This window comes from Acidobacteriota bacterium, assembly GCA_016700075.1.
In the GTDB taxonomy this organism is placed as follows: domain Bacteria; phylum Acidobacteriota; class Blastocatellia; order Pyrinomonadales; family Pyrinomonadaceae; genus OLB17.
Map to the genome: position 1 here is coordinate 22,669 of CP065000.1, position 21,438 is coordinate 44,106.

The 21,438-nt window shown below is 50.6% G+C and carries 22 protein-coding genes; 20 read left to right on the forward strand and 2 right to left on the reverse strand.

What is annotated here, in order from left to right; genetic code table 11:
* Positions 1-4 precede the first annotated feature (4 nt).
* The 17 genes from IPM50_00095 (at position 5) to IPM50_00175 (ending at position 14,110) form a co-directional block, all read left to right on the forward strand.
* Positions 5-490, forward strand: coding sequence for a hypothetical protein (locus IPM50_00095; protein ID QQS33022.1), 486 nt, complete (start codon positions 5-7; stop codon positions 488-490).
* Between the two features lie 168 nt (positions 491-658).
* Positions 659-1,768, forward strand: a complete 1,110-nt coding sequence (locus IPM50_00100; GenBank protein QQS33023.1) for a sigma-54-dependent Fis family transcriptional regulator — start codon at positions 659-661, stop codon at positions 1,766-1,768.
* A gap of 747 nt (positions 1,769-2,515) precedes the next feature.
* Positions 2,516-3,709 carry a hypothetical protein gene (locus IPM50_00105; GenBank protein QQS33024.1) on the forward strand — a complete coding sequence of 398 codons (1,194 nt, stop codon included), beginning with the start codon at positions 2,516-2,518 and terminating at the stop codon, positions 3,707-3,709.
* 20 nt (positions 3,710-3,729) lie between these two features.
* Positions 3,730-3,972: a hypothetical protein gene (locus IPM50_00110; GenBank protein QQS33025.1), complete on the forward strand. Its 243-nt coding sequence runs from the start codon at positions 3,730-3,732 to the stop codon at positions 3,970-3,972.
* Positions 3,969-4,211 (forward strand): hypothetical protein, encoded by a 243-nt coding sequence (locus IPM50_00115; GenBank protein ID QQS33026.1) that lies wholly within the window; start codon positions 3,969-3,971, stop codon positions 4,209-4,211. The genes IPM50_00110 and IPM50_00115 overlap by 4 nt, the downstream gene beginning before the upstream one ends.
* A 16-nt stretch (positions 4,212-4,227) precedes the next feature.
* Positions 4,228-5,052 (forward strand): hypothetical protein, encoded by an 825-nt coding sequence (locus IPM50_00120; protein QQS33027.1) that lies wholly within the window; start codon positions 4,228-4,230, stop codon positions 5,050-5,052.
* Complete coding sequence (locus IPM50_00125; GenBank protein QQS33028.1) at positions 5,049-5,534, forward strand: ERF family protein; 486 nt, start codon at positions 5,049-5,051, stop codon at positions 5,532-5,534. The genes IPM50_00120 and IPM50_00125 overlap by 4 nt, the downstream gene beginning before the upstream one ends.
* 31 nt (positions 5,535-5,565) lie before the next feature.
* Positions 5,566-6,243, forward strand: a complete 678-nt coding sequence (locus IPM50_00130) for a hypothetical protein (GenBank protein ID QQS33029.1) — start codon at positions 5,566-5,568, stop codon at positions 6,241-6,243.
* A 19-nt stretch (positions 6,244-6,262) separates the two neighbouring features.
* Positions 6,263-6,919: a hypothetical protein gene (locus tag IPM50_00135; GenBank protein QQS33030.1), complete on the forward strand. Its 657-nt coding sequence runs from the start codon at positions 6,263-6,265 to the stop codon at positions 6,917-6,919.
* Positions 6,916-7,785 (forward strand): ThiF family adenylyltransferase, encoded by an 870-nt coding sequence (locus tag IPM50_00140; protein QQS33031.1) that lies wholly within the window; start codon positions 6,916-6,918, stop codon positions 7,783-7,785. The genes IPM50_00135 and IPM50_00140 overlap by 4 nt, the downstream gene beginning before the upstream one ends.
* A 3-nt stretch (positions 7,786-7,788) precedes the next feature.
* A complete protein-coding gene (locus tag IPM50_00145; protein ID QQS33032.1) occupies positions 7,789-8,088 on the forward strand; it encodes a DUF2958 domain-containing protein in 300 nt (99 codons plus the stop codon).
* A 60-nt stretch (positions 8,089-8,148) separates the two neighbouring features.
* A complete protein-coding gene (locus tag IPM50_00150) occupies positions 8,149-9,585 on the forward strand; it encodes a hypothetical protein (protein QQS33033.1) in 1,437 nt (478 codons plus the stop codon).
* Between the two features lie 458 nt (positions 9,586-10,043).
* Positions 10,044-11,663: an AAA family ATPase gene (locus IPM50_00155; protein ID QQS33034.1), complete on the forward strand. Its 1,620-nt coding sequence runs from the start codon at positions 10,044-10,046 to the stop codon at positions 11,661-11,663.
* A 22-nt stretch (positions 11,664-11,685) separates the two neighbouring features.
* Entirely contained in the window at positions 11,686-12,084 is a 399-nt protein-coding gene (locus IPM50_00160; protein QQS33035.1) for a DUF1257 domain-containing protein, read from the forward strand.
* A 10-nt stretch (positions 12,085-12,094) separates the two neighbouring features.
* Positions 12,095-12,289 carry a hypothetical protein gene (locus tag IPM50_00165; GenBank protein QQS33036.1) on the forward strand — a complete coding sequence of 65 codons (195 nt, stop codon included), beginning with the start codon at positions 12,095-12,097 and terminating at the stop codon, positions 12,287-12,289.
* Entirely contained in the window at positions 12,282-12,959 is a 678-nt protein-coding gene (locus IPM50_00170; protein ID QQS33037.1) for a radical SAM protein, read from the forward strand. The genes IPM50_00165 and IPM50_00170 overlap by 8 nt, the downstream gene beginning before the upstream one ends.
* Positions 12,959-14,110, forward strand: a complete 1,152-nt coding sequence (locus IPM50_00175) for a hypothetical protein (protein ID QQS33038.1) — start codon at positions 12,959-12,961, stop codon at positions 14,108-14,110. The genes IPM50_00170 and IPM50_00175 overlap by 1 nt, the downstream gene beginning before the upstream one ends.
* Positions 14,111-14,168: 58 nt before the next feature.
* Here IPM50_00175 and IPM50_00180 read toward each other — a convergent pair whose 3' ends face one another.
* Positions 14,169-15,062 (reverse strand): nucleotidyl transferase AbiEii/AbiGii toxin family protein, encoded by an 894-nt coding sequence (locus IPM50_00180; protein ID QQS34425.1) that lies wholly within the window; start codon positions 15,060-15,062, stop codon positions 14,169-14,171.
* Positions 15,052-15,834, reverse strand: coding sequence for a type IV toxin-antitoxin system AbiEi family antitoxin (locus IPM50_00185; GenBank protein QQS33039.1), 783 nt, complete (start codon positions 15,832-15,834; stop codon positions 15,052-15,054). The genes IPM50_00180 and IPM50_00185 overlap by 11 nt, the downstream gene beginning before the upstream one ends.
* 195 nt (positions 15,835-16,029) lie before the next feature.
* Here IPM50_00185 and IPM50_00190 point away from each other — a divergent pair, with 195 nt between their 5' ends.
* Genes IPM50_00190 through IPM50_00200 form a run of 3 tightly spaced genes read left to right on the forward strand, consistent with a single transcriptional unit; the run spans position 16,030 to position 21,435 of the window.
* A complete protein-coding gene (locus tag IPM50_00190) occupies positions 16,030-18,903 on the forward strand; it encodes a DEAD/DEAH box helicase family protein (GenBank protein ID QQS33040.1) in 2,874 nt (957 codons plus the stop codon).
* A gap of 18 nt (positions 18,904-18,921) precedes the next feature.
* Positions 18,922-19,119, forward strand: coding sequence for a hypothetical protein (locus IPM50_00195; protein QQS33041.1), 198 nt, complete (start codon positions 18,922-18,924; stop codon positions 19,117-19,119).
* Positions 19,120-21,435, forward strand: coding sequence for an AAA family ATPase (locus tag IPM50_00200; GenBank protein QQS33042.1), 2,316 nt, complete (start codon positions 19,120-19,122; stop codon positions 21,433-21,435). It abuts the gene before it with no gap.
* Positions 21,436-21,438: the final 3 nt, after the last annotated feature.

The following is a 21,438-nucleotide window of genomic DNA, read 5'->3' on the forward strand; positions in this document are numbered from 1 at the left end:
CCTAATGAGAAAGAAGCAGAAGATGGGCTGGAGGTTAGGATTGAGCAGGGCACTGGCGATCTTGCTTGGCATAGCTGCTCCCGTGCTTGATACTTACCGGCGATGGAACACTTGGCAAGACGATCCGCTCGACCTTTTCGACGATTACATTCTTGGCGGGCTGCTGCTCTATGGTGCCTGGCGCGTCAGTAAGGATGTCTCTGCCGGTCAAGAGTTTCTGGTCGCGGGATGGGGATTTGCACTAGGTCTGGTTTATGCGAGCGTGGATTTCGAACTCCAACAGGTACGGGCAGGCGCTTCCGTTCCGGCCGGGATACCCAGTGAGTTTGGTAGCGGCGATCAAGATTCTCGGACTATTGCTTGTTCTCATTGGCTTTTCGACAAGTCTTATCCGAACTTCCGATTAGAAGATCATCCGGTTGCAAAAGTGTATTCTCTGAGCGGCTCCTTACGGCAGTTCGTTGAACAATCAAAAAAAATCTCATTTTAAAAGTAACATCTCTGCCAAATCTGGGTTTTTACTTATGTAGGTTGAATTTTTGGAACTGGGCACAGCTTCTGGGCGTCAGGCTTGCGGCCGCGAAATCTGTAGAGCATCTTATTCAGATCCGCAATTAAAGGGCCTACGGAAGTTTTTTTACAAGGAGAATCCGCCTTTATGACCAATAGATCTGCCGCCCGCCGCATTGACACGGGATCATCGATCCTCGAGGAAAAGATAGCTCGCTATGCCCTGGTCCCGCATTACGTGCTTATTACGGGAGAAAGAGGAACCGGCAAGACGACGATCGCCCGAAGGCTCCACGAGCTAAGTCCGAGATCGAAGCGCTCCTTCGTAAGTGTCAATTGCGCGAGTCTGACATCGGACCTACTCGAATCGGAACTATTCGGATACGAAAAAGGTGCGTTTACGGGCGCCGTGTCAGCAAAGGCCGGCCTCTTTGAGACTTCGGGAGGCGGGACGCTCTTCCTCGACGAGATCGGTGAACTGACGCCTGGCCTTCAGGCGAAGCTTCTCAAAGCGGTAGAAGAAAGACGAATACGAAGGGTCGGCGGCACTTACGAGCGCGAGATAGACGTTCGAATAATCGCAGCCACCTCGCGGGACCTGACGGCAATGGTAAGAGATTCCTTGTTCCGTCCCGACCTTTTCGACCGCCTCAATGTTCTCTCCCTTGAAACTATCCCGCTTCGATCGCAGCGGGAAAAGATCCGACATCTGTTCTTGAGCCGGATGGAAGAGGAGCGATTTGCGGTAGGCAGAGACTCGGCCTTCTTGATCGACGAGGCTGCATTGTCCGAGTTGGAACGATTCCAGTGGAAAGGCAACTACCGAGAGCTTCGAAACTTTGCGGCTCGGCTCGCGGTAGAGTCGATGAATGCTCCAACGATCACCGTTGAAATGATCAGAATGATTCTGCCTCCGGATTCGCTGCCGGGTCCCAACGGCGCAGCGTTGTGTTTGTCGGGGACAGATTCCACTAATGACGCAGGTATGGATGATCTCAACCCCGATCTGGTCACGGTCATCCTTGATATGGCATCGGACGATCTTAATAGTGTTTATCTGAAAGCCGCAGCAACTCTTATAGAACACAAGCTCAACGAGAGCAACGGAAGCCTGCGTCTTGCAGCGAGATCACTGAAAACGACCCATTCGACACTTTCGCGCATCCTCACGAAACATCGGGAGCGTTCTCAAAATTCTCGGAATGCTTCTCCTCAGACTTCGGAAAATCAGGCAATGGCCTATTCGGCAGCAGCATAGTATTTATCTATCAATACCGTTTTCGTATATGGTTCGTGATCCGTCACGAACCTTTTTTGGTGTGCCGAGCATGTTCGACAGCTTGGAGGTGAAAGTCCTTTACCCAACCTGATGGAGGTGAAGGGTTAGCGAAGCGCAAGGGCGTCGTTGTGAGGCGGGGTCTGAAGAAAGCGCGGGAGCAAAGGTGTGAGCCGATGAACAAAAACCGGATAGGAGGCATACGGCGTCGGGCGAGCTGGCCAATGACAGCGAAGCCCATATCCATCAAGGACGCTGGTTGTAAATCCGGCGGTTGTGCATGCACTGAAGGCGGTCGAACTTACCTCGGGAGATCTGTTGCCGGTCGCGAATACACGACTGGGATAGCAGTAATGCTATCTGAATACGGCAGCAGAAGTCAGCAGAGGGCATAGTAACTCCGGTCAATCCGGATGAAGGCCCGAACCGTGATCGTGAGCAGTGGCTAACGAATCTCAATGGATGGCTATGCGCCAGCCAATCAGCTTCGGCTGAGCTTACCGGGGGCGGATAGGGTGAAGCCCGAAAGGAACCTGGGAGCGGCGAAACCTCCATTGGCGAAACGTGGTGCGAGACTCCGGCCGGCCCGTGCGGCTTAAGTCACGGAACCGCCGTGTACGGACCCGTACGCACGGTGGTGTGACAGGGAAAGCTGGCGACAGCCTACCTATGTCGATTGTACTGAAGAAAAAAGAAGCGGAAGGCAGTGAGGCGGAGTGAGAACAAAAAATGGAAATTCTGAACAGCGGTTCCTTTATACCACTCGACAACAAGGAAAAAATGGAGCAACTGGCTTTCACGGCCACAACTCTCGCGACCGAAGTGAGCCGATCTGACGGGTTTCAAAGCGGCGGCCAAGCGAATCATCAGCTTGGCCTGGAGCTTTGGAGCGGCGCGGAATACGTATGCCGAGCCCACGAGGAAGCGACTATCAAGAACCTTTTCCTGAGCAAGTTTCTCCAGTCACTTCGTGAGATCGAGAAGCAAAATGGCGGTCAGCCGCGACCGCTTCAGGCAGAGGTCGTCAATCCCGCTACTCCCCGACCGTCGGATCCGGTTCAGCCGATTCCTGATCCTTCACACGCAGTCCGTACCGATCCTGTGCCGGTTCCGGTACAGCCAGTCCAACCCCAACCCGCGCCGGTGTACCAGCCGCAAGACCCGGCCCGGGACGAATATCTTGGGATCGTTAGCCCCGACGAGCAAGGTGAGAGCAATAAACCTTCCTACGCCGACGAGTGCGCACCGGGATACGATCCGGAGATCGAGGCGTTAGTGGAAAAGTTCGACAACGAGTCTTCAGAACCCGACGCCGATATATCCAACGAACCCGTATCCGACGCTGCGGATGCGATCGAGCAAAGCGTTTCGACAGATCTTGTTGAAACGGAAGTGATATCGGAATCCGAATCCGAATCGGGTAGTCCTGACGTTGTCGTGCAGAGTGCATCCACTGAGACTCGCGAAACCGAGGTAGCGCCGAACCAAAACGAGACCACGGTTGTAGAGTCGATCGATTCGATCGTAATCCCCGAAAAGGAGCCTTATAACTTTGACGGCTGCACTGTGACGAGTGTTGTGCAGCTACTTCCCGAGTCCGACGGTGTACGGAAATGTGTCGTAAGTGTACGGACTCACGACTTTACGCCTCGAGTCACGATCGTCGATGTTGAGATTGCCGACGCTCTCTCGCAGATCTCGGCGACGCTCGGTCTGGCGTTCGAGCAGTATAGGAACGAACTGCCGGCAAGAGCTGCTGAAAAAGTGAAGAAAGAAAAGCCAGCAAAAAAACAGTCGAAATCTCCGGCGAAGGCGGGCAAGGCTGCTTCGACCGCCCCGTTAAAGCCTGATGCACAAACGACGTCTTCAACGAATACAACGGTAACGGATCAGAATCTACAGGGCGGCCTTTTCACGGCCTAACCCGATCGAGGTATATAGCTATGGCAAATGAACAGACGACCCCGGCGAATTCGACGCCGGTTACCGATCCTAAAGCGACGATCAAGATCGAGGGGCAGGAATTCGAGCTTGATGCTGCGCTGGCCCAGGAGGACAAGACCTTGAAGACCGTCCTTCAGCCTCATTTCGCTTCAATCGAGAATGCGAATATAACCCGCGAAGTAAAGGACGGGAAACTCACGGTTACGATCGTCAAGCGTGCCCAGCACAAGGGAATCCGATGAACGCCTTATCACCGCTGGAGATACTTGTTCGGGAAAACGAGCAGGTAAATCCCGCGATCCTTCTGGCCGAGGAATTTATGCGAAGGAACGCGGCGGATCTTCTCAGTGCAGAGGATGTAACGAAAGCGGAAGAGATCCTTCAAATCGGTGGGACGGAGATAGAAGTGCTGCAAGAACAGCTCGCAGCATTTGTTCGGCTGCCGGCGAGTCCGTCTGCGTCTATTCCAACCGGATTCTAATAATGAGCCCTTGAGTATGTCTGTATGTGCCGGCCCGGCTCCTTTTTTATTTGGGCAATTCAGCGAACGGCTGTCGAAGTCAATTGAGTATCTGCGATTCAAGGTACGTAGCCATAATGCAGTTGCGGCCCGAAACTATGTTGCCGCCGTTATCTCCGAGCAGGAGAAATACTCCATCTACCGGGACCTCTTTCCCGATGAGTGGGCGGCTTCGCAAGCAAGTTTCTATCGGCGTGGATACTTTCACAAATACAGCGAACGAGCAAACGAACTTTTTCACCTTGTGAACGATAACTGCTTTCCTCTGCTCGATTACTGGCATGACGATCCTGAAGGCGACCTCGAACACTTCGCGATCCCGCCTCTCAATGTGGATCTTTGCTGCGAGGAAATATACTTCGAGAATTTAAATGTCAGCTATGCGGCAGCCTTGATCTTCTATTGCCCGGATGATGCTTGGGACTTTCTGAATCAACGGTTCAAGCTATCCAGAAGCGAATTTCCCGAGATCAACTCTCATCCCGATCAGGGAGTCTGGGACAAGAATGGATGCGTTTTCGAGGACCTGTTAAGACTCGTCGATCATTCGACCGGGAATCCCTGGCTAGACAGCGATTACTGCCAGATGGCGGATTGGTTCGAGTTCAATCGCGAAACGATAGAGGGCCTTAGCCGCGATTGTCACGACGCGCGGGAGGCTTACGATAATCTGACTCCCCTCGACGCACTGATCGAGGCCAATCCGAAAAAGATGCTGTCGGCACTTATCGACTTTTGGAATACCGGGAATTTGCCCGATGACACTGCTCTTATGAGGACAGAAGGAAGCGAAAATCAATGAACAAAAGCGAAAACATCAGCGATCTCGCGAAGGCCCTCATGGTCGTACAGGCGAGCCTCGCTCCCGCAAAGCGGGATTCGACAAACCCGTATTACAACTCGACGTATGCCGATCTCAGTTCCGTTTGGGAAAGCTGCCGGGTGCTCCTTTCCAAGAACGGCTTGTGTGTAATCCAGGGTAACCGTGTTGGGGCCGAGAGCACGCTCATTGTCGAGACCTTTCTTATTCACGAGTCCGGCCAATGGGTCCAAAGCGAACTGTGTCTCCCGCTCTCGAAGAACGATCCCCAGGGCGTAGGCTCCGCGATGACCTACGGAAGAAGATACGGCCTCGCTGCTATTATCGGTATCGTGGCCGACGCAGATGACGACGGTAACGCCGCGTCTGCGAAGAACGGTAACGGAAATGTCAGACCGATGGTGCAGAACGGTCGGCCCGCCTCAACGACTCAACCCATCCGCAATTCAGTGAATATTCGCTGAAGATTTTTTCCCGAACGATAGAACGATTGATATGGAACACAGCGTTATTCCTCCGGACGCTTCGGCAGCGCTTTATTTTCTTCCTGGTCAATATCTGTTTGAGACCTTCGGAGAGAACCGGCAAACCCTCAAGGCATTGTCGAGCGTACAAGTGACGCGAGCGTTTCGCGATCTTCAAACAGATACCGGTTGGCTAGATCGCAGGGTCCTTCGCTATCGTGAGGCTGCGGACGGGAACGCAATCCTTTCGTATCTGCCTGCCGGGGTTCGGACTATCACAGTCGCGTTTCCGGGCGATCGCATTGAGACCCTAACCCTGCCTCTGCCGACATTGATCCTTCTCGGAAAGGGGAGGGATTATTACCTCTGGGCTTCATCGAGGTCAAAGGTCTCTCGCAATACTCGCCTTGCTTTTGCTCCATTGCCGAATATCGGCGGGGGAAAGATCTGTTTCGGAAAGAACGAGGTCCCCGATACCCATCCTTCAACCATTTCGACTGTCTGGAAACTTATCTTCGACGCGCCATTCAACGGGGATCATTCAACCGGGAGATGCCAGACGGAAAACGACGTTCGCGATCTGCTCGAAAAACTGGCGGCGGACGATGTTAAGAAGTTTCCGTCGCCCCAATTGATCATGTCGTCAAACACCGTCGAAGACGCTTGGGTGTCTATCGTCGAGCGGACTCGATACGACAGCCGCTTCTAGTTTCAAACTTTAAGTCTCTATGTCACCGAATCTTGTCGTACCGCCAAAATTGGTCGGGTATCGCATCGCCGCGAGCGAAAATGAGCCGATCAAGGCCGCTCTTTTCGAATATCTCCTTGCCGGCAACGGCTTGTTCGTCGGTGCAATGCGGCAGGAATTCAGCATATGCCTTCCGCTGAGCGTGCAAAGGATATCCGGTCTTCCGAATGCTTTGCCTGGGGTCTCGTGGACAAAGCAAGGGATCCCTGCATCGTTGTGGGCGGATATTCTTCGCCACGCCCAACAGAAACATCCGTCTTCCAGCTTTAAGGAAGACGTATATCTCATCTACTGGAATAAGGTCGTTTCCGCATGGCAGTGGAGGGCTTCGGGCCGGGAGAACAACTGGGCATCGACTATTGCCGACGATACTTTGCCGGAATATGCCGACTGTTGTATCGAATTGCATACGCACCCGCCGGGAGCGCTCAACTTCAGCAGTGCGGATGACCGTGATGAACTCGGCAAGTTCAGGATCTTCGCGATCTTGATCGACGTTCACGACAAGCCGAAGATACGGTTCCGTTGCGGTGTTTACGATCACCTTGTTCCGATCCCAGCGTCCTGGGTTGGAGAGATTCCCGAAGGGATCATCGACCTGAATGAGATAGATGCTCTCGTGGAGGGCTTGCCGTGACAAATATCGATCTTAGCTTCTCTCAAGCCGCCGTGGTGATGCCTAGGGACTACAGCAGCCTTCGTTTCATAGTCGTCGGAGCAGGAGGAACAGGCTCTTACGTTATCCCGGCTATCGCGCGATTGATGTTCGAGCTGAAGCAGTCGCAGCACACGCCGGTAGAGATGCTGATAGTGGATCCCGATGTGATCGAGAGCGGGAACATTCCGAGAAGCAACTTCTGCTCGGCAGAGATCGGCAGTTTCAAGGCTCAGTCGCTTGCAAAGCGGATCACCCTTGCGTGGGGATTAGAATCCCACTACGCAAATGAGTTGTTCGACGGCGAGAAGCATTTGAAGGCTCCGTCGAGTGACCATCGTTCACTGAAGGTGATCGTCGGCTGTGTCGATAATCACCTTGCACGTCGGGATATCCAACTCGCGATCGGAAAACACAGGGGATACAGATCATCGGATGATGCTCCCGACCTATGGTGGATAGACGGCGGCAACGGCCGATCGTCGGGACAGGTTCTTGTCGGTTCGAATACGAAGAAGATAAAGCCCGCTCTGCATTTTACGGGGACAAGCATTTGCAGGTCGCTTCCGGCCCCGTCACTTGTGCATCCCGACCTTCTTGACGCGGAGAAGAAGGTAGAATCCGCAGACCGGGAAAGGCTCTCATGTCCCGATCGCATTCGTCTTGGTGAGCAAAGCCTGAATATCAATCAACGAGTCGCGGTTGAAATGGCCGAGATGCTAACAGAGATGTTCCTCACCAGGTCGCTACGTCGCTTCGCAAGCTACTTTGATCTTGAGACCGGCACAAGCCGATCGCTCTACTGCACGCCGGATCAGGTCGCTTCCGCAATCCAAAAGAGAAAATAGATCATGTCCAGGCTTCTTACCGAAGAGCTTAAACAAGTCCTTCCAAAACTGCGCACTCAACACCGAGCAAGAGATCCGACTGTCCATGTCGCGTTCTTCTTCGCGGCTTCCGGATGGATCTGGTTCGTGACCGAAGGCGAGGAGGTCGAAGGCGATTTTCTGTTCTTCGGCTACGTGATCGGTTTTGAAAGTGAGTGGGGTTATTTCGGCCTGCGCGAACTGGAAGAAGTAGACGTGAATGGCCTTCGAATCGAACGGGATTTCTCCTTCGAGCCGATGCCGTTCAGCAAATGCCGGCTTTGAATTCGAAGCCCTGCCTGTTTGGTAACCGGAGAAAACAGGCGGCTGGCGGAAGGTGTGAATATGGAAACTCTGCAGCACAACTCAAGTCTCAGCATTCCGAGTGCGATTCCCAATCGAGATTCTCTCGCTTCTTCGGTTTTACAGAACATCTTTGGTCGGAACGAATACAGTGGGCCGAATCAGCACCCTGAGCCGTCTAAGATTCTTGAGGTTCCCGAGATCCTGGAAAAACCTGATAGCTTGCAATTCACTGTCATTCCTTCGCAGACGGATCTCGTTCGCAATGTTCTAAGCCGCCTCGACCAAAGGAAGGAGAGAGCTGCTGTAGAGCTTGGGATCGAGTCGAGCGAAGTCGAATCGCTGCCTTTCGACCTCTCGACTCTTGAAAGCGAAGGCATCTTCATGAATATCGATTGCCGTGGGTTCGGTACTCTTGTTCGCCAGCTTGAATGGAAGACGCTCGGCGTAAAACTTCCCGAAGATACGGCAGTTCGGGTGAGTCCGCCAAGAGCCGGATTGCTTCCCGACCTTTATCGGAACAAGCTGATGCGCGGGGCCGCACAAGCTCACAACGCTCTAAATAGGTTCGGCTTTCGCTTCACTCTCTGCGAAACGGTCTGGGGAACGAGCGAATATAAGTGGATCCCCTGGACCGCATTCGAGCAATTCGAGCAGGCATACTTTCGGGCGTGCGAAACCCTTTCAAAGGCAAAAGCCGAGGCCCTCGAAAAATACGACGAGATCGTTGAACTTTTGACCGACAGTTTTCGTGATCTCGCTGCAGACTCGGCGGACAGGCTTCAGGCGACGACCACCGAACCTTTTAATCGAGATCAGTTTGTTGAAGCGGTGGTCGCCCAGGCGCTCGGTATGGTTCCTACTCGCGAGATGATTCGCGACGGGCTTGTGATAACGATGAAGCCGAAAGTTCTCGTTCTCGGCTCGGAGATGATCGCCGAGCGGAACCTGACCCGTTCGCTCGCCCTCCAAACCGCGAAAGTGGATGCAGAGAGAACGACGCTTGAACTTGAGCTTGATTCGAAACGTCGTGTCGAGCAAATAAAGGTTGAAAATGCAGCCGAAGAGAGGAGACGCGAGCGTGAAGTGAAGGAACGCATTCGCAATATGAAGATCGAGGCCGCCCGCCGCGAGGCCGAAGAAGCGGTATCTCCGGTTAAGGAAGGTTTTGCTCAGATCACTGCAAAGTTATTCGAAGCGGCTACGGAAATGGCCGAAAGAATGAAGGATGCTAAGTTCGTGCCCGGCTCCCTGGCAAAGCGTGCGAGACAGATGTGCGAGTGGTACCAACTCATGAACTTCACCGGCGACACCTCGCTGGAAGAAGTCTTGACAAGGCTCGGAGACGCGGCCGGACGCGAGACAAAGCAGAGATCGCCGGAGGAGATGCGAAACGCGCTTGGCGATATCCTCCGTGCCACCACCGTTCAATCGAGGAAACTTCTGGATGAAGACCGCCTGTCTGCCTTAGAGCTTTAATCCGATGTCATCCCGAATAGTCGAAGCCGAATTTCTCCACTACTCAAACCCAACCAGAAACAGCGACAAAGTATTCAATATCTTTCTGGTCGAAGAGGATGGCGGAAGCTACAGCTGCATTTCGGAATATGGCCGGCGAGGATCTTCTCTGGTTCGTGTCGTAATTTGCTCGAATAAATTACGACCGGTTGCAGAAATAGCCTTTCGGAAAAAGCTCGAAGCGAAGAGGAACCATCGCGCAACACCATACTGGGATTCTCCTGATGGTTCCGGCCAAAGTCCGTATGCACAGGAACTCTCCGCTAGGTCTGTTCCCCCGAGCACCATTTCCACTCCTGCAATCGCCGATCCCGCCCAAACGCAAAAACAAGCGGTGGATAGAACAATGAGAGCGAGTGGGATTCTCAATCAGGGACAGATCGACTCTTTGGAATTCTGAGCTTTACTCAATAGTTTTTATGACAGACCAAGCATCCGATGCGAAAAGCATCGAGAGATTCCTCCGCGAACTCGACGTTCGCATACGAGCCCGCTATCCGCTGATCGCGATCAACACTTATGAGGAAGACCGTGTTCGTGAAGCTCTGATCGATCTTGTTTTCCAGGAGAGGCACAAGGAAAAACCTCTGTATTTCTGGAGCCGGCCATCGGGACTGCAGAAGATCTTCGATCCGAAAGAAGGCATCCTTCAGAATCCGGCGTCTGTCGGCGATACGGAAGACCCGGAGGGCGTTCTCGGCTTCATCTCGGAACAGAAGGCGGGAATCTTTTTGTTGTGCGACTACGCTCCCTACATCTCTCCATACGGTCAGGAGGATCCGCTCCTCGTCAGACGGCTGCGTGAGATCGCCTGGAAGCTGAAGTCCACAAAGGCGACGGTTCTTTTCGTCGGACCTAACTTTCCCGATCTAAAAACCTTGGAGAAAGAAATCACCCAGATCGACCTTCAACTTCCAAAGGAGAATGAAATCGAAGAGTCGATCGAACTGCAGCTTGAAAACTTGCGATCGAGCGGGCTTGCTATCGATCTCGAGAAAGAAACGCAGACAGCGTTGCTGCAATCATTACTAGGCCTAACGGCCGGCGAGATCAGCAATGTGATCGCAAAGGCTGTCATAAGCTGCAATGGTCTGAACCGGGAATCGATCAACGTAATTCTCGAAGAAAAGAAGAATGTGATCCGCGGAAGTGGCTCACTGACCTACGTCCATCCGGAGGCTGCCAGTAATCTCGGCGGGTACAAATCGCTGAGAGCGATCCTCGAACGTGCAGCCTACACCTTCAGTCCGCGAGCTAAAGCCCGGCACGTCGAGCCGTGTAAAGGAATTCTGCTTGTCGGCCTGCCCGGATGCGGCAAAGACCTCTGCAAGCGGGTTGCTTCGAGCATTACAAACCGAGCCCTTTTGGATCTCGACTTCGGCTCGATCATGGGCGAGGGCGGCGGTGTTATCGGCTCCTCCGCGATGTCGATTAAAAGGGCACTGTCGATCGCGGGAACCATTAAAGGAATTCTGGGAATCAGTGAATTCGAGAAGGCTGTTTCGGGAATGAAGTCTTCAAACAAGACGGATGGAGGTGAGACGGCCCGAACTATTTCCTACCTCCTTAACTGGATGCAGGACAACAAGGATGTTCTCGTTTTCGCCACCGCAAACGATGTCCGCGAGCTTGAGTCCGAGCAGTTCCGCATCGGCCGTTTCTCTTACATTCATTTTGTCGATCTGCCCGGTGCCGAGGACCGGACGGAGATCTTTAAGGTTCATTTGAAGAAACGCGAACTCGATCCGAAACAATTCGACCTCGAAAAGCTCGTTGACAAAAGCAAGGACTTCTCGGGTGCCGAGATCGAGGGCGCCGTGAAGGATGGGGTTCTTGAAGCATTTATCGATGAGGATCGCCCTGCTGAAACGCGAGACATCCTCAAAGCTGTCGAAAGTATCACCCCGACAGCCCACATGATGAGCGAGAAGATCGAAGAGATCCGGAAATGGGCCCGCAACAATATAAGAGGCGCGGCCGGCACGACTGACAACTCAGGGATCGCCGGCAATCGCAGCGACCGGATTTATGAATTCTAGACTTAAGGGGGCGAACTGGGTTATGTCCAAATACATGACATTCGAATCGCAATCGTTCGCGAATGGCGAGTTACTGTTGGAGGCCTTGACCGAATTAGGTTTCACGACCGTAACTCAAGGGAAGGAACTTCCGCTCGATGGTTGGGACAAACGAGCCGCTCGAACTGCCGACATCATTATCCGGCGAAAAGATGTTAAAAGCCATCACCTTCTCGCTGATATAGGCTTTCAAAAAACCACGGCTGGGTATGTCGCCGTAATCGACGACATGGATCTGGATTATCGACTCGGCAAAGACTTTGTAGTTCGGCTTCAAAATCAGTATCACGAAGCTGCTGCCCGAAAAATGGCGAAGAAACTTGGTGGAACGCTCATGAAGGAGCGGATCGGCAAGACGATCAAGATCCGGGTCAAATTCTGAAGGAGCGATTATGGCTGAAATTGAATTTACGATCGACACTGAAACCGGAAACTGCGACACGAAGATAAACGGAGTTCAAGGACCAGCGTGTGAGCGAACCGCTAGGCAATTAAAACAGGTGTTCGGGACACCGACTACTGATCGAAAGACGGTCGAGTATCATATAAAGCCGACACCGAAGAGGAAGGTGGGGCTCAATGAATAAAGAAGTCGTTTTCGTACTCGAACCGGATGCGGGTACCGTTACGATTGAGATATCGCAAGCGTCGAAACAGACTGTAGATGATCTTTCACGCGATCTTGGAAAACGGGTGAACCTCAATTGCGCGAAGCCGGCCGAACAAGAAACGTACCTACCTGTTTTGAAACCTGAGTCAAAAGTTGATCAGCTCCATTCTAATCCTTTGTCGATTTGGCTTTACAGGCTTTATCACAACTCAGTTGTGGATGGCCCGGGCAGACGGAGTGTCATCCAAGTCAGCGGATGTTCAATACAATGTAAGCACTGTTTCATACCTGAAACACATGAGCGAGAAAACGGAAAGTTTGTGTCGATCTCATCAATCGTTGATGAAATCGTTATGGAACGTGAATGGCACGATGGGGTAACGATCCTGGGGGGCGAGCCATTCGACCAGCCGGAGTCTGTTGCCGAGCTTGTATCGAGACTGAAGAACCACGGTCTTCACGTCACGGTCTATTCTGGATTCACGATCGAGCAGCTAAGTGAAAGGCGGCTACCGAGCATCGACTACATCCTTACCCACATCGATTTGCTTATCGATGGTCCGTATATGGTCGGCCTACGGGGAGGGGCAGGCGAGTATCGCGGGTCGCGAAATCAGAAAATTATCGGTAATGTTACGATTGGTTAATGGGACGCCCCGCCACACAATCAGGCTTCGATTGCTACCACTGCGGCAGCCGTGAAACCAGCAAGGCCGGGTTTGGCAAACACCGTAAGCAAAGATTTTATTGCCGAGCCTGCCGGCGTTGGTTTCTTGAGAATCCCGAGATCAAAACGGGTAACAAGAAGAGCCGCAAGACAGGGGACCTGCCTTCAAGGCAGTATCTGATCGCCGAACTGAAAGAAGTTGCTGAAGAGTTAGGCAGGGCACCCACAACTTACGACTGGCCCGTGCTAAGGGAAAAGGAACGGGTTTACCCCTTGTATGTGTACTACGCGGTGTTCGGTAGTTTCCTTACAGCCGTGAAGCGCGCGAAGCTGAAGCCGAAGTATAAACAGGAATTCGACTCGTCCGATCGCGAAAGACTTCTCCGAGAACTTCGCGAACTTCGGCGGAAGTTGGGTCGGCCGCTCTTTGATGAAGATGTTGATGCTGCCCGACGCAGGAGAGAGGTTTCACCCCCTTACCACTTTGTACGCGCATTCGGATCGGTTCCTGCCGCGATCGAAGCGGCCGGTGCCGCCAAAAAGAACTACAGCCGCGAGGAATTGATCGCGATCCTAAAAACGTTGGACGCTGCGCTCGATCGTCCGATACAGTCCGCGGATATTCAGCGGTTGTACGACGAAAGGAAAGGCCCGTCGGTGAAAACCTTTCTAAAAGAGTTCGGAACGCTTTCCAGAGCCCGACGAGCCGCTCGCACAAAGGCGACCTACCGCAAAGCGAAGACGCGGACTAAATACTGGCAAAAATATACCAAGGAAGAATTGATCGAACAGCTCGAAGCGCTCGGAAAAAAACTAGGAAGGAAACCGACCGATCGGGACATCAATGCCGCAAGCAAGACCGGAGAGTGCTCCTCATCCACTACATTTGCCAGGATGTTTGGAAGTTTGCCGGACGCATACCGAGCGGCTGGATTCGCTCTAGTGAAGCCGCGTTCGTATACGAACAAGGAGATAGAATTGGCTCTCAAGAGATTATCGAAAAAGGTCGGCCGGATGCCTACGTTTCATGAGATTCGACGCGCCAGCATCCGGGGTGAATGTCCGAGTCCGGGCACGGTCGTTCGGCGACTTGGAAAGCTGACTGATCTTAGATCACACATTGAAAGCTGAAACGATCCTAGCCAACCACTCACCGCACAGATTAGAGAAGATACGATCTGGACGGTCTTTATTTTTCCAATTTACTCTTGAGTGCCTCGTACTGTTCCAAGTATTTGTTTGGATTGCTATCTTTCAGGCGTCGCAAATTGAGAAGTTTCCACTGCACCGCTGGAAATTTCTCAAAATCGTAGCGATTCCAGTCTGGCTCCAGCCCCTTGATACTTAGAAGAAAACTCCGATCTTCATCCGTGAGGCGCTCGTCGATTGTTGATAATAATTTCGTTCTTGTTTCCTCAAAATCCTGATAGGGGAAGACCTCATTGCTCATTCCGGTAAAATGATTTTCAAGCACCGATTGCTGATCTAACAGATGCGGATCTATTACTTCATGAATTGGGCGTTCGCTCGATATCAAGGCGAGAAGAAAACCGGATTTGATTTCGTCTGAGAAGCCCTCATTTTCCAGGAGATGCTTTACGTCAAACAGATCTCGTGGATGTTGCCTGTCAAGGGCCGCACAAATCTTGCCTCCAAACAACTGACCAATAGGCACAACGGGCATTACACAAAATGCGTCAAATTCGCCTTGTGCTAATGAACAGAGAGCTATCCCTTTCGGTTCGTCGACAGTTCCCCTAGCGACCAAATTCACTTCGATCTTCACGACAATTTCGTGAAAGGAGACCAGTAATTTTCCGTCGGCGCTGCGGTCGGTTATCCGCACATCCTTGATTGCAAGTTCGATTCTTTCCTTTATTCGACGCAAAGCCGCTTGAATATTCTCAAGGGAAGTTGCTCGATCTTCGACCGGGATATAGGTCAGATCAACATCAACCGAAAGTCTTGGCATGTTTCTGACGAACAAGTTGATCGCGGTTCCACCGTGAAGGGCAAAGGATTTTTCTTTTGCTACTTCAGGCAGGACGCTCAGCAAAAGGGAAACCTGTTTTCTATAATTCACTTTTTCCACTTGTTTCCAATTCTTTCGGAACCGTTATTTGGTACTTCTTAACAAAAACGCCGCCTTTGATTACACTCCGCTTGCCCTTTCCTAAATCGACCTTCTCCAGATCAACGTACTGAAACCAGTCGTGCCCCGCTTTCTCCGCCAAATACAGGAAAAGACGTTTGACCTTTATCGATCGACATTCTTCCAGCAACCGCTGTACCTGATCGGGGCGTAGATTGTTCATTCCTTCGATCAGTTCGTAGCATTCCATTAGATCCTGCTTTTCAGGCGCAAGATACAAACATTCCAAAAGAGCCCGAGCTGCTCCCGAGACCTTTATCGAATATGTTCTTCGTTCGAGTTCCGTTAGTCCGAGATCCGGAGGAAGGAATGAGGTCGGATAAAACTCAACCGAAACACCCCATTCATGCTCCCTGAACCAGGCAGGCAGTTTCTCTGTTTTGTCCGCGAACAGAGTTACCCTCTGGGAGGCCATTTCCAGGTAATGAGCTTTTCCAAGTAGTGCTAAGGCTGTTCGGCCTCCTGGGTGAACAGTTGAGCCGGTCTGTTCCTGCAAGGAATAGATTGCCCCTTCATACCCGACCTGATCACCGGCGCGTATCATCGCCCCGCTGCCTATTGAAACGAGCCAATTGCTTTGTCGGTATTTTTTTTGAAGATGACCACTGTAGCCTTGGTCCGAAAGCCACTTTGACTGGAACACAACTCCACTGGGCTGTGAGGTCAATAGTCGGTTTAGTTTTGACGTGCGTTTGATACTCACAGTTCCATTATGACAAATAATCTAAACCTACTGCAACGAATAGTGTAGATTTATCAAAATAATGGCACTATAAGTACCATTTTGCGGATGACACTAAACCATTTTAATCGAGAAGCACTACTTGAAAATTGCAACTTCAACAAAACTGACTAAAATAGAGCATGAGCAAGACCTAAGTCACCCGATTAAGTATTTATGACTTCCTTCCACTCGAAATATTATGCCTACGACATTACGAAACACGTGTCGTCGGATAGCATTGAAAAACTCGGCAATTCGCTTTTCAATGCCTCGGTGGACCTGAATCCCCATCAATTGGATGCCGCACTTTTCGCATTTCGTTCCCCTTTGTCAAGAGGTGCAATACTAGCTGACGAAGTAGGGCTTGGAAAAACAATCGAGGCCGGTATTATCATCAGCCAGCTTTGGGCTGAGCGGAAGCGGCGAATTCTGGTTATTTGCCCATCAACCTTGCGTAAACAATGGGCGCAAGAGCTATCGGAAAAATTTTATATATCGTCTGTCGTCTTTGATACTCGGGAGTTCAACGCACGCATCAAGATGGGAGTCGCTAACCCATTGGAGCCGCAAAATGAAATAGCAATTTGTTCTTACAATTTTGTGCAGGGCAAAGAACAGGAGTTCTTAAAAACACGGTGGGATCTTGTTGTAGTCGATGAGGCGCACCGACTTCGTAATGTTTACAAGAAAGGAAACAAGATTGCATCGGCGATCAAACGAGCCTTCGATGACCGACCAAAGGTATTACTAACGGCCACGCCCCTACAGAACAGCCTTCTTGAACTTTATGGATTAGTCAGCTTTCTCGATGAACACATGTTCGGTGATGTTCAGGTGTTTCGCGAACGATATATGCGCGGGATGCTTCAGCAGCGCGAGTTGGGCGAGCTTCGACAACGATTAAGACCCATTTGTCAGCGCACATTGCGGCGCCAGGTCGTTGAATACGTAAGGTTCACAAATCGCATTCCCATCACCCAGGATTTCACCCCTTCAGTTGAAGAGCAAAAGTTATACGACCAGGTTTCTGCCTATTTACAAAGGGAAAAACTACACGCCTTGCCGGCAAGCCAGCGGCAACTAATGACGCTGATCCTTAGAAAGCTGCTTGCTTCTTCAACCTTCGCCATTGCGGGAACTCTTGATGCTTTAGCCCAGCGATTACGGCAAGCGGGTAGTAAGCCAGAACAAGTAGAACAAGCAATTGAGGATGATTTTGAGTACTACGACGAGATTGCGGATGAATGGAAGGAGTCTGAGGAAGAGACGATCAGTGACGAAAAAGAAGCCGAGAAGCAAGATATTCTGGTTGAACTTTCCGAAATTTCTGAATACGGAAAACTCGCTTCATCGATCCAGCAAAACGCTAAAGGCACTGCCCTTTTGATGGCGCTTCACAAGGGGTTTGAAAAACTTGATGAACTCGGTGCAAACCGAAAAGCAGTGATCTTCACCGAATCTCGACGAACTCAGGAGTACCTCGTCCGATTACTTAATGAAAGCGGTTATGCCGGAAAAGTCGCTTTGATGAACGGGAGCAACGCTGATAAAGGATCTGCGGAAATTTATAAAGCGTGGGTTGAACTGCACAAGGGCGAACCTATCGTATCCGGAAGCAAGCCAATCGACATCCGAGCGGCCATTGTCGAAAACTTTCGGGAAGAAGCGGAAATACTTGTCGCTACTGAAGCTGCGGCCGAAGGCGTAAACCTACAGTTTTGCTCGCTGGTCGTGAATTACGATTTACCGTGGAACCCACAGCGAATTGAACAGCGAATAGGCCGCTGTCATCGATACGGACAAAAACACGATGTCGTTGTTATCAACTTCCTCAATCGTGGTAATGCGGCGGATGAACGAGTATTCGACCTGTTGTCTGAGAAGTTCCAGTTGTTTGACGGCGTTTTTGGATCGTCAGACGAGATTCTTGGAGCATTGGAATCCGGCGTTGATTTTGAAAAGCGCATAGCCGAGATATATCAGAATTGTCGGACGACTGAAGAGATCGAGGAAGGATTCAATCGTCTTCAGACCGAGCTGGAAGAGCAGATCGTTTCAAGAATGTCGGACACGCGGCGCGATCTCCTTGAGAATTTTGATCCCGAGGTGCACGAAAGGTTACGGATGAGCCGCGAAGAGGGAGAGAAAGTTCTAAACCGGCTTGAAAAAATGTTCTGGAACCTGACCCGTATTGAGCTAAATAATTTGCTCAATAACGGAACCCATTTTGATGACCACAACTACGAATTCACGATTCCGGACTGTCAAATCGATGACGAGCACATTCCCGGCGGCAAATATCGGTTTCTGAAATATCTCGAAGGGGCCGAGCATGTTCATGGATATAGTCTCAATAATAAACTAGCTGAAAAGTTAGTACAGCTTGCAAAGAACCGTGAATTGAAACCCGCCGAGATCGTTTTTGATTACTCCGGGTTGGGTGAAAAACTTGGCCTCGTGGACGAACAGGTTGGAAATTCGGGGTGGCTTTGCGCCGAACGTCTTAAGGTAGAAGCTCTCGAAGAAGAAGACCATATACTATTTGCAATCCTTGATGACTCGGGGAACGAACTCCTTCCAGATTTTGCCTCGAAGCTATTTCTGGTTGCAGGTGAAGTTAGATCTGAGAGGGCCGTCGACGAAGAAATTTCAAAAAGACTGTCGAACGTGATGGAACGTGCCAAGAACGTTTCCGCACAAGAAATTGCGCAGAGAAACGCAAAATACTTTGACGACGAGATGGAGAAGATCGACCGTTGGGCCGATGACAGGAAATACGCACTTGAAATGGAGCTTAAAGATCTTGATGCCCGGATCAAACAATTGAAACGAGATGCAAAAGTCGAACCTGATTTACAGAGCAAACTTGAGCTTCACAAACAGTTAAAGGAAGCGGAATCTGAACGGTCAAAAAAACGTCGTGAGCTTTACGAGGCACAGGATGACATTGACGAACAAAAAGATGCCTTGATCTCTACTGTCGAGGCGAGACTTGAGCAGAAGATAACGCACGAGCAACTCTTTTGTATCCGATGGAGCGTCGTATAGAGGCTAAGGAGATTTCAGATGTGCGAAGAAGCCAAATCGCCTGCAGAGCAACTGGCAGGCATCACGCTTAAACGATTAGTTGAAGCTGGTCTGGTTGCTGATCGTCGTTTGGACTCCATCAAGTCCAAGCTGCTTTCTGGGGATGCGAGAGAACAAGATTGGCGGATTTGGATCCTTGGCTCCCGAGCGGAAACCGAAGACCAAAACGAAGACTGAATGTACCAAAAAAGGGTCAGGCGAATTGAACTCGAAAAGTTTCGAGGGGCAACAACGACAACGTCGATTGACTTTGACGTGTCAAAGCCGCTCGTCCTGATGTTTGGTGAAAATGGATGTGGTAAATCAACTATTTGCAATGCCCTGGATTTTGTTTGTAATCAATCACTTGGATCGCTTGAGTCGATCAGTTCAACCGACCACACTCACGTTGTGTCTATAGGTTCTGATCCTTCGGATCTCAAGGTTCGGCTCTTTCGAGATGAAACGAGTTGGGAGGCAAGTCAAAAGGGAAGGCGGGTTAATGTCAATCCGATTGAAGGTTATCCTTCAGTTAAAGTTCTTAGAAGATCCGAATTACTCAAACTAGTTGAAGCAGCTCCATCAGAGCGGTTCGAATCAATCCGATCTTTTATCGATTTTCAAAAGTACGAGGTTAGCGAGCAAAACCTCAGAAAAGCATTAAAGACATCAAGACAGTCGGTCGAACGGAACGCCGAACTCCACACACAGGCAGTTAATCTTTTGGGTGCAATATGGCGAGAGCATGAAGGTCCTGGCGAAACCGCTAGTTCATGGGCCGCAGACATCCTTTCTAAAGATTTAGCTAATGTCCGAACGTTAGTTTCTTTATTGAGCGGGGCAATCAAATCAATCGACGCGTTCGAGTCCTGTAGAAACACGGCCGTAACCGCCAAGGAGAACGTCAAAACAGCACAGTCGAGTTTAGATGAGGTCACCAACCAGATTACAGCGTTTGAAGTCGGCGGAGCCTCAGGGCTTGCTTTGGTTGAAATGCTTAATCGTGTCAAAGCTGTGATCGCCGAACCTTACAACGATAATGAGTGTCCGGCGTGTAAGTCACCATACGATCTAGTTTCTCTCCGAGGTGAAGTCAATGAGCGCATTCAAAATCTAAAGACTGCGGACGAGCTCAATAGGTCTCTGACGACCGCACAGGAAGTCCTACGAAACAAACAGGCATTGTTTGATGAGTCGAAGCGGCAAATGCAACAGGCAATTCGATCTGTTGAAGCTGCTCTTACAATTCCAGTCAAAGAGTCAATCGACCATGGAGAACTTTCGGAGGAAATTGCCCTTGCCTTCGAATCGGTTGAAGTGATCACGGAGCAACAAGTGCATTCGCTCTCGGAAGGTCTAGCAACGCTAAAAGCACCGCTTCAAGAGAAATTAAATGAGCTAAATCGCGAGTTGACTCTTTTCGATTCCTTAAAGCCGGCCGTCGAACAAATCGAACGAACTAAGGATGATCTAGAATCCGAAGACCTAATGTGCAAGGGACTGGATGCTGCCCTGGACATTGTCCTCAGAGCGCGTCTTGAGTTCACCGGTGCGATACTCGATTCAGTTTCTGATCAACTTAAGTGTTATTGGGATGCTATCCATCCTGATGAAACAGCCAAACTCACAAAGCTTGCCTTAAGCGAGACGACCAAGGGATCTCTAAATCAATTTGGTTCATTTGGTGACCATGAGGACATAACTCCCCAAGCTTACTTCAGCGAATCTCACCTTGATACATTGGGATTTTGTTACTGGATGGCGATCGCTAAATATTCATCCGGTGGAGATATGACCTTGGTTTTAGATGACGTCTTTACCTCGGTAGATAATCAGCACGCTTCCAGAATCGTCGATTTGCTCCTAAAAGAGGCCGATAGTTTCAACCAGATCATAGTCGCAACCCATCAGCGGCGGTGGCACGACCTGTTTAGGTTTGGCGTGAAATCGCAACAAAAGGCAACGGTTCTCGAACTCGACACATGGGACCATTCCAAGGGAATTGTTGTTTATCCAAGCCAGATGGAAATCGACAAGCTCAAGTCGTTGATAACTATTGGGCCGTTTGATCGGCAAGCGATCAGTTCAAAAGCGGGAGTCCTGCTGGAACAGGCGTTTGACGAACTGACCAAGCAGTACAGATCCAAGATGCCTCGTGTGCATCGCAGTGAATATACGCTGGCAAACTACTGGGACGGGACCACCAAACTTTCAAAGAAACTAAAAGTATCAAGACCTGATAGCGACGGAAAACAGGAAGAAATACTGTTTGAAGAAATTCATCAGAAACTTCAGCCCTTTATCGGAACGCGTAATCAGGTCGGTGCGCATTTTAATCCGACCGCAGAAGAATTTACTGACCCCGACATAAAGGATTTTGCGGAGCTTGCGATCGGCTTTGTCGAGAAATTGTTATGCCCGTCATGCAAAGGGTTTGCTAATAGGAAGAACAAAAATGACGGTGTATGGCAATGCGATTGCGGAACAACGAAAATGTTGCCCTACGAAATTTAACGG